This is a genomic window from Actinomyces sp. HMT897 (assembly GCF_016626125.1).
GTDB lineage: Bacteria > Actinomycetota > Actinomycetes > Actinomycetales > Actinomycetaceae > Actinomyces.
Genome location: NZ_CP067336.1, coordinates 1,244,773 through 1,258,141, shown reverse-complemented (window position 1 = coordinate 1,258,141; position 13,369 = coordinate 1,244,773). Strand labels below are relative to the sequence as shown.

Sequence of the window (13,369 nt, the reverse complement as noted above, 5' to 3'; positions counted from 1 at the left end):
GCGCCCCGTGGCCCAGGACCCTCGTGGTATCCGTCAGAGGGGTCATGAAGATCCTCAGGAAAGTCACGACGCTCTTCCGTGACGACACTAAGTCCCCCACCCGGACGCGCCCCATTGAGTACCACCGCAACAGCGCTGAGGACGTCCGCCCGCAGATCGTCCTCGCCCCGGTGGTGCCGGCTGCCGCCGTCGCCTCGAGCGAGCAGCAGGCCGTAAGGCAGGCTGCCGCCGGGGTCGACGACGCCGACTCCCTGGCCGTCAGCGACCAGCGCCTGGCCGTGGAGCAGCAGATCCGCTCACGGACGCACCGGGAGGTGGCCGCCGTCCACTACAGGTACCAGCAGCTCGTCAACGAGCAGGACGGTATCCTCTCGGGTCTTCTCGGCCGCCAGTCCGAGGGCGACCTGCTTGAGAGGAAGGTGACCGAGGCCCAGGCCGCGGTCGACAGTGCCGAGCAGGAGCTCCGTGACAGCCGCGGGCCCGGCGCGGTGGAGGCGACCCGCTCCGCAGGCTTCTGGAGCCGGGTCATGCAGTGGATCTTCCTGATCATGATCATAGTGTCAGAGGTGGTCTTCAACGCGACCGCCCTGCTGGTGGCGGGCTTCTCCTTCCAGGTCGCCCTCATGGCCGGCTGCGGGATCTCCCTGTCCCTCCTGGTGGGGGCGAGCTTCACCGCGAACCAGCTGGCCGCGGGCCGGCGCGCCGCCGCCCTCTGGATGGGGATCCCCTTCTTCCTGGCGGGACTCGCGATCGCGGTGTCGATGGCCGTGATGCGGGAGGACTACGTGCGCATTATGGACAGCCAGGCAGGCCTGAGCTCCCAGGCGACATCCTCGACCGGGTGGGCTGCCGTGGCGCTCGGCGTGGTCAGCGTCCTTATGCCGCTGGTCTGCGGGGCCCTTGAGTACGGGCTCTTCTTCGGCGCCACCCTGGGCCGCGCGGACCGTGACCTCAGGCGTGCCACCCGCGCCCTGGACGCCTACCGGCGTCAGAACGCCGACCTCCCTGAGCAGATCGAGCACGCCAGGCGGCTCAAGGAGGAGTTCGCCCACCTCCGGGAGAAGGAGGTCGCCGTCGTGACCTGCCTGGGTACCGAGATGATTGACACCTACTACGTGGCTCTCCAGACCTCCTACGGCGACCCGGAGATGACGACCGCGCTGGACCAGCGTCGTGCGGCCGCGGACGCCCGCGCCGAGCGGGCCAGGACCCCCGGAGGCGCCGCCGCTGACGGGCGCTACGGCGAGGACGGCACGCCCTCCCTGGCGGTGGCCTGATGAGCGGCCCCAACCTCCTGGTCTATGTGTGGACGCGACAGGGCTGGTGGGCCCCCGGCGAGCCGGGGACGTGCCGCCACTGCCCTCAGGACCTCACCACCTGCCCCGTGTGTGAGGGGGACTGGCGCGAGAGGCGCTGCACGGCCTGCGGGGGCGGGCTCGTCTGCCCCGACCACGGGCGCTACTGGCTCGTCTGAGAGGACAGCTGGCCACCTGGGAGGCCTGTTGGTGAGGCCGGGCCTGCCTGGCAGCCTCGTCGGCGAAGCCGGACCCCGCCTGGCAGCCTGTCAGGGCAGCCGACCGCCTGGGAGCCCCGCGCACGGTGCCGCGCGGTGCCGGTCGCGGGGCTCCCGGCGCCGGGGCCAGTGGCCCGGCCACCCCCTGGCCTCCGTCAGGTGCGGTGTGGCCCGCCGCCAGGGCGAGCCGTCACCAGTGAAGGAGCCGCCATGTACAGAGTCCCCGTTGACGAGGAGGGCCTCATTGTCCCCGGGGCGGGCCACCTCGCGGAGCCCTTCCTCGGCACCGTCCTGGAGTTCCACCGCCGCAGCGGGCTCGGCCTGCCGCTCACCGTCGTCCACTCGGGCGGGCGGTTGCGCCTCCAGGCCCCCGTCCGGTTCAGGAACGGCTGGTGGCGGGGTCTTCCCCACCTCCTGGAGGTCCGTGCCGACCCCGTAGGGACAGGACTTGACGTGGGCTGGATGCTCGCGGTGGAGGACCAGGGCCTTCTCCGCTCCCTCCTGGGCGGCCCGGGTCCGGGCCGGGAGCTGGCTGAGCGGGCCGACGCCGGGGCGCAGGCCACCCGGGCCCGCCTGACCCTGACCCGCTCCTTCCACGACCTGGTCCTCCTGCCTGCCGTGGACGTCCTCGTCGCCGAGGTCGAGGGCAGGCCGGTGCGCAGGAGGCCCCGGTGACCGACCTCCCCGTGCCCTGCTGGGCGGGGCTGTACTCCGCCCAGCTGCTCCTCGCCCTGGTCCTGGCCGCGCTCCGGCTCGAGCGCGCCCCACGCCACGACGCCCTCAGACGGGTCCGGGGGGCGGCCGTCCTCCTCGCCGTCCTGCCGGTACCGGGTCCGGGGCTGCTCCTGGGGGCCACCGCCCTGGCGGCCCTGACCCTCCTGCGCCGACGGGCCGACGACGACGCCCGCGCAGCGCGCTCGCGGCTCACCGCCTCCCCGCTGCGGCCCGGCGGGTACCCAGGCAGCGGGCTGCCTGACCCGGACCTGCTGGCTGGGCGCGTCCCGGACCTGCCGGCACTGCCTGACCCGCAGGCCCTGGCGGCCCTGCCCGACCCGGGCCTGCCAGCCCCGCCCGCTCTCGCTGACCCCGCCGACCGCGGCAGCACCCTCCCGGTGCTCCCCGCGACGGGCCCGGGCCCTGCCCCCCTCGGCCTGCCGGTACTGCCCGGCCCGGGCGGCGGGCTGCCGAACCCGGGCCTGCCAGCTGAGCACGTCCTGTCCGCCCCGACCCCGGGAGACCGAGTATGACCAGCCTGCCTGCCCCTGCCGCCGGGACCGTCGTGACCACCGGCCCCACCTTCTGCTGGCCCCCTGCCGGTGGCCAGCTCACCCCCACCACCTCCTGGACCGCCGTCCTGGAGGTCACTGCCGCGCCGGCCCTCGGCGGCCCCGGCACGGAGGACGAGGCCGCGGCCACTCGGACACTGCGCGGGGCAGCGGCCAGCCTCGTCCTGGCGGCCCGCACACAGCCCGGCTGTGACGCCGTCGAGCTGCGCTGGGTCAAGGACGACGGCGAGGACCGCCTGCACCTGTACCTGGCCGCCCGCTCCACCCGGGGCGCGACCACGGCCCTCGGGGCACTGGCGGCCCTGCGTGGGCACCTGCCCGCGGGGTTCGCTACCGGCCCGGCCCCAGCTAGGGCCCTGGGGCCGAGAGGCGGCAGCTACCTGGACCTGCGACGCACCGAGGTCGGTGGGCGGCCCACGTGGCCCGGCCCGGACGGCCCGGACGTCCTGTGGCACCTGGCCGACCGGCCCGGTGACGCCTCCGCCTGGAACCGTGTCGCCCGGGCGCTCCTGGGCGTGCGTGAGGGCGCCGTCTCGGTCCTGGTGCAGGTCGCCGAGCTGACCCCCGGCGAGCGGGCCCTCCTGGACGCCTACAGGGCCGGTCTGGAGAACCTGGGCGCCGAGCACGATGACGTCGACGTCCTGCGTCGGCTGGTACGGGTCCCGGGTGACGTCGCCGCCCGGGACGCGGCACTGTCCTGGGCGGAGCTGCGCGAGGAGCTCGATCGTCCCGTCCTGGCCCGGATCGGCCTGCGGGGCCCGGCCGGGGACCTGGCCCGTCTGGCCCCGGAGGTCGGGGCCGCCGTCGCCGGGCGCCGCCGCGGGGTGGCTCCCCATATGCGGGTGGCGGCCCCCACCAGCGAGGAGGAGCTGCGTGCCGCTGCCTACTCCTTCGACCACCTCAGCGTGATCCCCTGGGGGCCCGGACCCCTGTGGTCCCGTGGCCTCCTGCCCGCGGGGCTCGCGCGTCTGCCCTTCCTCTACGGTGTCACGGACCTGGCCGGGCGCCTCCTCATGCCCCTGCCCACCCAGGCCGGCTGCCCCGGCCTGCCCCAGTCGGACGCCTCCCAGGCCTATCGGGGTCCCGTCGTCGAGCAGGACGGTGACCGCATCCACCTGGGCAGGGTCCACGGCTCGGCTGGCGCCATGGGGCTGCCTGCCCGCGACCTCACCGAGCACACGCTCGTCGTCGGCTCCTCCGGGCGCGGTAAGACCACCGCGATCCAGTCCCTCCTCGTGCGCCTGTGGCGTCGCGAGCGCGTCCCCTTCCTCGTCATTGAGCCGGTACGCAACGAGTACCGGGCCCTTAAGTCGGTCCTGGGGGAGGATGTGACCGTCCTGACGGCGTGCCGTGAGGACCTGGTGCCCCTGCGCACGGACCTGCTCACCGTCCCCGAGGGGGTGCGTCTGAACCAGCACCTGGCGGCGGTCAAGCAGGCCCTCCTCCTCAGCGCCCCCATGCCCTCCCCGCTCGACGTGCTGCTGGAGGAGTCCCTGGCCCGTGCCTACAGGCACCACGGCTGGCAGGAGGGGCGCCGTGGGGTGAGGACGCCGGGTGTCGGGGACGTGCTGGCCGGGTTCCGGCAGATCGTCAGTGAGCGTCATTACACCGGTGAGGCCCTCAATATGCTCGGTGCCATGGAGACCCGGCTCAGGCGCCTGGGCGGGGACGGGGACCTGGCCCACACGCTCGCCGCAGGGCAGGACACGCTCACGCCCAGGCTCGGTGGCCCCCTCGTCATCGAGCTGCATGAGCTGGTAGAGCACGACGACGTCCGTCTTGTCACGGCCGTGGTCCTCCAGCAGGTGCGTGCCACCGCCCGCGCCCGCGGCGTGCGGCGGGGCCTGGCCCACCTCACCGTCCTGGAGGAGGCCCACCTCTTCCTGGACGCCGGGGACCGCCACGGCGGCGCGCAGACGGGGGAGAGGCTGCGATCCGAGGCCGTGCGGGCACTGTCCACGGACATTGCCACACTGCGCGGGTACGGGGAGGGCTTCGTCCTGGCCACCCAGTCACCCGGTGAGCTGGCGCCGCAGGCCCGCTCCTCGACGGCGAACCGCGTCGTCATGGGCCTGATGAACGACGACGACCGTCGGGCCGCCCTGGCCGACCTGGGCCTGTCGGGTGAGGCGGAGCGGGTCGCCGCGGGCCTGGGGCGGGGGCTGGCCTTTGTGCGGGTGGCGGGCTCCGGCGTCGTGCCGCTGGTGGACCTGGAACCGGCACCTGGTGTGGACACCGGGCGGACCCTGGACGACGACGCCCTGAGGCGTCTTCAACGGGGGTGACGGTCGTGTGGACCAGACGTCCCCGGGCGTCCGTCAAGGGCAGTAGGTCCGAGTACCAGGAGGGAATATGAAGGACTTTGCAGCAGATACCGGTAGCGGTGCCGGTACAGCCGGGGGCGCGGACACGGCGGTCGTGGACACAGCGGCCGGGGGCGCCGACACGGCGGGTGCTGTGTGGGACACCAGCTGGAGCGGCCTCGAGACCACCGGTGAGACTGGTGACGTCGGTGATACTGCGGGCCCGGGTGCGGACACGGCAGGTGCCGTGTGGGACACCAGTTGGAGCGGCCCTGAGACCGGCCCTGGTGCGGAGACGGGCGCGGGCACGGGGACGGAGACAGGCAGGGGCGCCGGTGACGCCGGGGACACCGGTCACGCCGGGGACACCGGTCACGCCCCGGGCGCGGGACTGGCCCGTCAGGAGCTCGGACAGCGCTCCGAGGACCTGGCCGCCTCCTTCGCCCGGGACGTGGAGGGCCACGAGCTGCTCACCATCCACACCGAGGGCAGCCGCCCCCAGGGCCTGGACCTGGAGACCCTCGGGCCCGACGGGCGCGTCCACGTCATTGAGGTCAAGGGCACGGCCGCTCGCGACTACCGGCCGCCGCGCATGACCCGGAACGTGGGCGGGACGCAGATGAGCCGGGAGTGGGTCGTCAGCACCCTCAACCGGGACGGGCAGACCCACCTGGAGGGAGCCGACGCCGTCGGTGAGGGGTCTGACCAGGTGGGACGCAGCGTCATCCAGGTCGACGAGCGCGGTGGGACGGTGAGCGTGTGGGAGCACGTGGGTGACGACGGCCGGCTCGACACCTCCGGGGGGCCTGACCGGGTCTACAGCCTGGCCGACGTCCGGGACGTTCAGAGGGCGGGCCGGTGAGCGCGCTCCTGGGAGCCCCGCGGCCGGGGAGGGCGGGGCGTGCCCCGGTGGCGCTGCTGGCGGGGGCCGTCACCACGGTGGCGGCCTCCACGTCCACGGGCTGGCTCGGCTGGGAGTCGGCGGGCTGGGGCACCGGCGTGCTCATTGCGGTGCTCACCGCGGCGGCCGTGCTCCTGGACCCCCTCTGGCAGCCGCTGGCCTGGTCGGCCTCGGTACTGGGGCTGGTGGCCTCGACGCCCTTCGTGCTGGCGCTCCTGGGAGCGGGCACCGGGTGCGGCTTCGACGTCGTCACCCCGGTGCGCTCGGTGGGGCTCATCGCCATGGGGGCCGCCGCCGGGACGCTCCTGCTGCCTGGCGTGCGCGGAAGGCTCCCGGAGGGCGCGGGTGCGGGGGTGGAGACGACGGGCCTGGGCTGGTTCGGCGGGGTCCTGGTGATCGGGTCGGTGTCGGCGGGGTGGGGGCCGGAGGCGCTGCGGCACGGGGCCGCCGCGGCGCCGCTCATGGGCCTGCTGGGGCTGGCCCTGGGGGCGGTCATCGCCCTGCTGCCGCTGGCGGCCGTGGCCCTCGCGGGGCTGGAGGCGGTGCTCCTGGCCACGCCGCTGGTCCTGTGGGGAGGCTACGGGGCGGGCGCGGGGGCCGCGGTGCCGGTGTCGGGGTCGGCGGGCGCGTCCTCCGGTAGCTGCCTGCTGCCGGGGACGAACCTGGGCGTCGTCCTCGGGTACGGGCTGGCATTCGTCCTGACCCACCTGCTTCTTGGCTGGGGCAGGCGTGTCCTTGGTGGAAGGAGGTGAGCGCCATGTTGTACACCCAATGTCCACGCAGGTCAGGAGCCCGGGGCCCGGCGCGGCAGAGAGTGCCAGTCGTTCTGATCCTCAGATTGCGACACGCACACGAACCGGGCCAGCAGACAGACGGCAGATTATCCGGTTTATCGGATAAATCCGCCCTGATTTGCGCCAGGAGAGCTCGACAGACACCCCCACCACCCGGATCCGCGCCAGGAGACACCACGGGCGCCCGCGCTCCTGCTCCTGGCGTGGGACCGCCCGCCGGCGAGGGGCAAGAGTACAAGTTCTGGTACTTGTCAGGACGTTGACGGGGTCGCTACGCTCACCTCGTGCTTACGACACTGAGATTAGGTTTCTCCTATGCCGTCTTCGGCGCCCTTATGTGGGCGTCCACCGGGCTGCTGGTTATGGGATTCTCAAGTATGAGCTTCTCAACCGGAGCCTCTTCCGCGACGAACGACACGCTCATTGCGGCGGCGCAGAACTATGCTGTGGTGGGAGGGGTTGTCGGCTGCGCCATCGGGCTCGTGATAAGCCGCCTCCCCGGTAGCCGAGGAAAGGACCTGACTGTTATCTCAGCGGTCCTCTTCCCCGTCGGCGCGTTCATAGGCTCGCTGCTGTTCGCCGTCGCCGTCTCGGTGGCGCTGTTTGTCGTCTCACTCTTCGGTTTCCGCTGGTTCCAGTACCAGGGGACGATTATTGTCACGGGCGTGTGGGTGATATCCGCGGTCGCCGTTCTCGCCGTCCTGACCTCCAAGGATGGCGGGTCGTCGTCGGTCACCTATTCCTACGGCGGAGGCTACTCCGGTGTGAGCTCGGTGGGCGGGGGCGCCATTGACGCGGCGCCTGTCGGCGGGTTCGGAGGGTCGGACACCTTCCATACCACCAGGGACTTCTTCGGGGACGGTTACACGACCCGGGGATCTGACGGGACCACTTTCCACACGACCAGGGACTTCCTTGGCGACGGGACCACCACCCGGGGGTCGAACGGGGTCACTTTCCACACGACCAGCGACTTCCTTGGTGGCGGCACGACCACCCGGGGCTCGGACGGGACCGTCTACCACACGACCAAGGACTTCTTTGGGGACGGTTACACGACCCGGGGGTCGGACGGCTCCGTCTACCACACGCGTGACGACTTCTTCGGGGACGGGACCACCACACGTAAGGGATGATCCGCCGCAGGGCCCAGGCTACCGTCTCCGGAGGGTGGAGCACCGTCCCGCGAGAAGCCCCCGGGGTCACCGGTAGCGGGCCTGGGCGCGCTGCGGCCCGCCAGGGAGAACCCCGCACCGAGTGGCCCGTTGCGGAAGCTCTCGCCCTCACGGGCCCCATGATCGGGAGCGCCCCGCACCGAGTGGCCCGCCGGGACGATAGCCAGCCAGGGCGGTGCGGTGGTGGGGCATGTGGAGGACGGGTCCGGGGCGTCGGGGGAGGTTGGCGGACGGTGTGGCGGCGGTCCCCAGAGGTGGACCGGCGGTCAGGGCCAGGCTAGTGGGTACGAGGTTTGTGGGAGGCGTGCTGGGTCCAAGACCGGCGGCGACGTTCGGTTCGCCGCGTCCTGTACGGACGCCATGGCCCGACGCTGTCAGCGCGGCAGTGTCCACGCTGCCGCCGGTGCGGGATGTGGCAATGAGGTCTGAGACAAGGTCGGGCCGGTCGTTCCTGGAGGCAAGCTCCAGGGCGAGCGCCAGGGCTGGTACCGCTCGCTCGGTGAGCCAGGTGAGGCGGTCGCGCTCGGTGGGGAACTGGAAACGGGCGGCGTCGGACTCCAGGGCGCCGATGAGCACCGGGGCGAGTGCCTGCTCGTAGAAGGACAGAGCCTCCTTGTGCTGCCCTATACTGTCTAGAGTATCACCAGTATTGTTCAGACAGTGAGCCTGCTGAAGTTCGGTCCCGTCCACCTTCCGGTAGAGGACCAGGGCGTCATGGTAGGTGGTCAGCGCCCTCTCATAACAGTCGACGTCGTCCAGGATGACACCCATGTTGATCAGGCAGTTGGCCTGATCCTGCTCGGAGTCAGGCTGATCACGGTAAATTTCCAGGGCGTCACGGTAGGCGTCCAGAGCATCTTCCTGTTGTCCTGCTTTGTCTAGGGTGACGCCGGTGTCGTACAGGACGATAGCCTGAAGCTGTTCGGCGCCTGGAAGATCTCGGTAGATGTTAAGAGCATCTTGGTAAGAGGCGAGAGCTTCCTCGTAGCGTCCATTCTCATGCAGGGTGGCGCCGATATTGGTCAGGCAGTTGGCCTGATTCTGCTTGGTGTCCGGCAGGTCGCGGTACAGTGCCAGGGCCTGCCGGTAATCAGCGAGAGCCTCCTCGTACCGTCCCGTGTCACTCAGAGTAAGGCCGATGTTGTGCAGACATTCAGCCTCCTGGAATCCGGTATTTTTTTGTGCTGATAGAGGCTCAGGGCCTGCTGGTAAGCGTCAACTGCCTCCTGGTAACGTTCCACGTAACGCAGGGTGTTTCCTGTATTGACGAGGCAACGAGCTCTATCATGTTCGGTGCCGTCAATGCGTCGGTAAATGTCCAGGGCCTGCCTGTAGGAGGTCAGTGCCTCTTCGTGCTGTCCCACCTGGCGCAGGGTGACGCCAATATTGGTCAGGCAGTCGGCAAGATCTTCGTGGGTATCACCCGTTTGACGGTAGAGGTCCAGGGCGCGACGGAACGCCGTCAGCGCCTCGGGATAACGCTTTGCGTCAGTCAGGTCAATACCCGTGTCAAATAATTTGTCTGCCGTGTGCCGATACTCTTCTGTCAGGTGGTTCAACGTTCTCGGCTCCTGACTGCCTGTTCGTAAACGTTCTATAATAAACGCCGGCTCAGCGGCTGGTTGGTGTCTCGGGTAGGCGTTGCTTCGTTTTTCTGTGTACCACTTCCTCCTGGCTACCGGCCCCCGTCAGGCTGGGGGTAGACCTCCTGGGCCTGCTGGTAGAGGGCGAGCGCCTCCTCGTGGCGGCCTGTCTTGTGCAGTGCGGCGCTGATATTGTATGAGCAGGCGGCCCGGTCCCGCTCGCTGCCGGGCAGGTCGCGGTAAAGATCGAGGGCCTGCCGGTATGCTGTGATGGCCTGTTCGTAGCGGCCTAGGGCGTATAGGGCGATACCGGTACCGTTCAGGCACTCTGCCCGGTCCCGCTCGGTGCCAGGCAGGTGCTGGTAGAGTCCCAGAGCCTCCCGGCAGGCGACGAGGGCCTCATTATGATGCCCCATGTGGCGCAGGACCCGTCCGGTGTCCTTCAGGCAGCTGGCTTGTTTCTGCTCGGTGCCGGGCAGGTCGCGGTAGAGGTCGAGGGCCTGCCGGTATGCGGCGACGGCCTCCTTGTCTGACTCTATACGGCGCAGAGCGGTGCCTATACAGTTCAGGCAGTCGGCCTGCTGCTGCTTGGTGGCGGGCAGCTCGCGGTAGAAGTCCAGGACGACCTCATAGGCGTCCAGGGCCTCATCATGACCTCCCAACATGTTAAAGGCGACACCTGCATTGTTCAGGCAGTCGGCCTGCTGGCGCTCGGTGCCCTCCACCTGACTGTAGAGCTCGAGAGCCTCCGTGAAAGCTATGATCGACTTCTCCTGGTGCCCGGTGGCGAACAATCGGGCCGCTTTGCTAAAAGCGGTTTCAGCTTCCCTCAGGATCTCCTCTGGGGAGAGGTCAGCCTCGTCCGGGTCCGTCATGGTCATCTCCTGTCCGTCGTGTGTGCCCCACTGCAGCACATATTGTGCTGCCAGGCGAGCCCGACGTCCCTGCCGCGGCCACAGACGCATCCGTCAAGAGGTGCGCGCTGTGACCATAGCAATAGTTAACAGCACTGAGGCGGGCGCTACGACCTGCCGGACGGGCGCGTGGAAGTCTCACCCTGCACACAGGTCATCGGTAGTGGGCGTGGGGGCGTGTGGTGTCGTCGTCTTGTTGGTAGTCGGCCAGGGCGGTGCGGTGGTGGGGCATGTGGAGGACGGGTCCGGGGCGTCGGGGGAGGTTGGCGGAGAGGACGGCGTCGGTGCCCAGGGGTGGGCTGGCGGTCAGGGCCAGGCCGGTGGGTGTGGGGGTTGTGGGATGGGGGTTGGGTTCAGGGTGTGTGGTGAGGTTGGGCGTGATGAGCCCTAGCGTGGTTGTCCTGCCTTGTGTCGTCAGCCTGGTGGTATCAATGCTGCCGCCGGTGCGGAAGGTGGCAATGAGATCTGAGATGAGGGCGGGCTGGTCATTGATGCTGGCGAGGCGCAGGGCGAGGTCCAGGGATGGTTCTGCTCTTTCCGTGAGCCAGGTGAGACGGTCGTGCTCGGTGGGAAACTGGAAGCGAGCGGTATTAGACTTCAGAGCACTAATAATCGCCGGTGTAAGAGCTCTTCTGTAGGAGGTGCGGGCCTCCTCGTACCGGCCCACTTCGTCCAGGGTGACGCCGGTGTTGAACAGGCAGGCGACCTGGTCCTTCTGGGTGCCTGGCAGGATGCGGAGGAAGTCTGCGGCCTGCTGGTAGATGGTGAGGGCCTCCTCGTACCTGCCCACCCTGCGCAGGGTGACGCCGGTGTTGTTCAGGCACTTGGCCTGCTGGCGCTCGGTGTCTGGCAGGGTGCGATAGGCGGCCAGGGCGTCCCGGTAGGAGGTGAGGGCCTCCTCATACCGACCTATCTCGACCAGGGTGTTGCCGGTGTTGAGCAGGCAGTCGGTCTGCTGGCGCTCGGTGTCTGGCAGGGTGCGATAGGCGGCCAGGGCGTCCCGGTAGGCGGTCAGGGCCTCCTCGTACCTGCCCACCCCGCGCAGGGTGACGCCGGTGTTGAGCAGGCAGTTGGCCTGCTGGCGCTCGGTGTCTGGCAGGGTGCGATAGGCGGCCAGGGCGTCCCGGTAGGCGGTCAGGGCCTCCTCGTACCTGCCCACCCCGCCTAGGGCGAGGCCGGTGTTGAGCAGGCAGTTGGCCTGCTGGCGCTCGGTGTCTGGCAGGGTGCGATAGGCGGCCAGGGCGTCCCGGTAGGCGGTCAGGGCCTCCTCATACCGACCTATCTCGACCAGGGTGACGCCGGTGTTGTTCAGGCAGTTGGCCTGCTGGCGCTCGGTGTCTGGCAGGGTGCGATAGGCGGCCAGGGCGTCCCGGTAGGCGGTCAGGGCCTCCTCGTACCTGCCCACCCCGTACAGGGTGTTGCCGGTGTTGAGCAGGCAGTCGGTCTGCTGGCGCTCGGTGTCTGGCAGGGTGCGATAGGCGGCCAGGGCGTCCCGGTAGGCGGTCAGGGCCTCCTCGTACCTGCCCACCCCGCGCAGGGTGTTGCCGGTGTTGAGCAGGCACTTGGCCTGCTGGCGCTCGGTGTCTGGCAGGGTGCGATAGGCGGCCAGGGCGTCCCGGTAGGCGGTCAGGGCCTCCTCGTACCTGCCCACCCCGCCTAGGGCGAGGCCGGTGTTGAGCAGGCAGTTGGCCTGCTGGCGCTCGGTGTCTGGCAGGGTGCGATAGGCGGCCAGGGCGTCCCGGTAGGCGGTCAGGGCCTCCTCGTACCTGCCCACCCCGTACAGGGTGTTGCCGGTGTTGTTCAGGCACTTGGCCTGCTGGCGCTCGGTGTCTGGCAGGGTGCGATAGGCGGCCAGGGCGTCCCGGTAGGAGGTGAGGGCCTCCTCATACCGACCTATCTCGACCAGGGTGTTGCCGGTGTTGAGCAGGCAGTTGGCCTGCTGGCGCTCGGTGTCTGGCAGGGTGCGATAGGCGGCCAGGGCGTCCCGGTAGGAGGTGAGGGCCTCCTCATACCGACCTATCTCGACCAGGGTGTTGCCGGTGTTGAGCAGGCAGTTGGCCTGCTGGCGCTCGGTGTCTGGCAGGGTGCGGTAGGTGTCCAGGGCGTCCCGGTAGGAGGTGAGGGCCTCCTCGTACCTGCCCACCCCGCCTAGGGCGAGGCCGGTGTTGAGCAGGCAGTTGGCCTGCTGGCGCTCGGTGTCTGGCAGGGTGCGGTAGGTGTCCAGGGCGTCCCGGTAGGAGGTGAGGGCCTCCTCGTACCTGCCCACCCTACCCAGGGCGAGGCCGGTGTTGCCCAGGCAGGCGGCCTGCTGGCGCTCGGTGCCTGGCAAGGTGCGGAAGAGGGCCAGGGCGTCCCGGTAGGCGGTCAGGGCCTCCTCGTACCTGCCCACCCTGCGCAGGGTGGTGCCGGTGTCGAGCAGGCACTTGGCCTGCTGGAGCTCGGTGTCTGGCAGGGTGCGATAGGCGGCCACCAGGGCCTGCTGGAAGGCGGTCAGGGCCTCCTCGTACCTGCCCACCCTACCCAGGGCGAGGCCGGTGTTGCCCAGGCAGCCAGCCTGCTGGCGCTCAGTACCCTCCACCTGCCGATAGAGCTCCAACGCTCTCATAAAGGCTGCGATCGCCTCTGGCAGGTGCCCGGCTTCGAACAGCCGACATCCGCCATTGAAGGCCTCCTCGGCCTTCCTCAGGATCTCCTCCGGGGAGAGGCCTCCGTCGTCCGGGTCCGCCATGGCTACCTCCTGTCCGTCGCGGGCAGACGTATTGCACCACACGCCGGGGTGTTGACGGGTCTGACACCCCGGACCTGAGCCGTCGTGCCGTCCCCGTCAGTCCTCTTTGAGGGTCGGGCGCCGTAGGGCCCAGGACCCAGGCAAGGCTCAGCAGGCCCCGCCCAGGCCAGAC

At 70.1% G+C, this 13,369-nt stretch carries 11 protein-coding genes; 7 read left to right on the top strand and 4 right to left on the bottom strand.

Annotation, left to right across the window (positions count from 1 at the left end; all coding sequences use genetic code 11):
* Positions 1-44: 44 nt before the first annotated feature.
* The 7 genes from JJJ15_RS05080 (at position 45) to JJJ15_RS05050 (ending at position 7,933) form a co-directional block, all read left to right on the top strand.
* Entirely contained in the window at positions 45-1,277 is a 1,233-nt protein-coding gene (locus tag JJJ15_RS05080; RefSeq protein ID WP_200511658.1) for a hypothetical protein, read from the top strand.
* Between the two features lie 446 nt (positions 1,278-1,723).
* Positions 1,724-2,188, top strand: coding sequence for a hypothetical protein (locus JJJ15_RS05075; protein ID WP_106109753.1), 465 nt, complete (start codon positions 1,724-1,726; stop codon positions 2,186-2,188).
* Positions 2,185-2,760, top strand: coding sequence for a hypothetical protein (locus JJJ15_RS05070; protein ID WP_200511657.1), 576 nt, complete (start codon positions 2,185-2,187; stop codon positions 2,758-2,760). The genes JJJ15_RS05075 and JJJ15_RS05070 overlap by 4 nt, the downstream gene beginning before the upstream one ends.
* Positions 2,757-5,084 (top strand): DUF87 domain-containing protein, encoded by a 2,328-nt coding sequence (locus JJJ15_RS05065; protein ID WP_200511656.1) that lies wholly within the window; start codon positions 2,757-2,759, stop codon positions 5,082-5,084. The genes JJJ15_RS05070 and JJJ15_RS05065 overlap by 4 nt, the downstream gene beginning before the upstream one ends.
* Before the next feature lie 67 nt (positions 5,085-5,151).
* Positions 5,152-5,964, top strand: a complete 813-nt coding sequence (locus JJJ15_RS05060) for a hypothetical protein (RefSeq protein WP_200511655.1) — start codon at positions 5,152-5,154, stop codon at positions 5,962-5,964.
* Positions 5,961-6,755, top strand: a complete 795-nt coding sequence (locus JJJ15_RS05055) for a hypothetical protein (protein WP_200511654.1) — start codon at positions 5,961-5,963, stop codon at positions 6,753-6,755. Before JJJ15_RS05060 ends, JJJ15_RS05055 begins: the two co-directional genes overlap by 4 nt.
* 326 nt (positions 6,756-7,081) lie before the next feature.
* The gene (locus JJJ15_RS05050; RefSeq protein WP_200511653.1) at positions 7,082-7,933 is read left to right on the top strand and encodes a hypothetical protein; all 852 of its coding nucleotides are present in this window, start codon (positions 7,082-7,084) and stop codon (positions 7,931-7,933) included.
* A 147-nt stretch (positions 7,934-8,080) separates the two neighbouring features.
* On the opposite strand, the gene JJJ15_RS05045 is transcribed toward JJJ15_RS05050, so the two are convergent.
* From JJJ15_RS05045 to JJJ15_RS05025, 4 genes are all read right to left on the bottom strand, one after another.
* Positions 8,081-8,749 carry a tetratricopeptide repeat protein gene (locus tag JJJ15_RS05045; protein ID WP_348641500.1) on the bottom strand — a complete coding sequence of 223 codons (669 nt, stop codon included), beginning with the start codon at positions 8,747-8,749 and terminating at the stop codon, positions 8,081-8,083.
* Between the two features lie 347 nt (positions 8,750-9,096).
* A complete protein-coding gene (locus tag JJJ15_RS05035; protein WP_200511651.1) occupies positions 9,097-9,531 on the bottom strand; it encodes a tetratricopeptide repeat protein in 435 nt (144 codons plus the stop codon).
* A 116-nt stretch (positions 9,532-9,647) separates the two neighbouring features.
* On the bottom strand, positions 9,648-10,430 hold the full coding sequence (locus JJJ15_RS05030; protein WP_200511650.1) for a tetratricopeptide repeat protein: 783 nt from the start codon (positions 10,428-10,430) through the stop codon (positions 9,648-9,650).
* 193 nt (positions 10,431-10,623) lie between these two features.
* Complete coding sequence (locus JJJ15_RS05025; RefSeq protein ID WP_200511649.1) at positions 10,624-13,197, bottom strand: tetratricopeptide repeat protein; 2,574 nt, start codon at positions 13,195-13,197, stop codon at positions 10,624-10,626.
* Positions 13,198-13,369 lie beyond the last annotated feature (172 nt).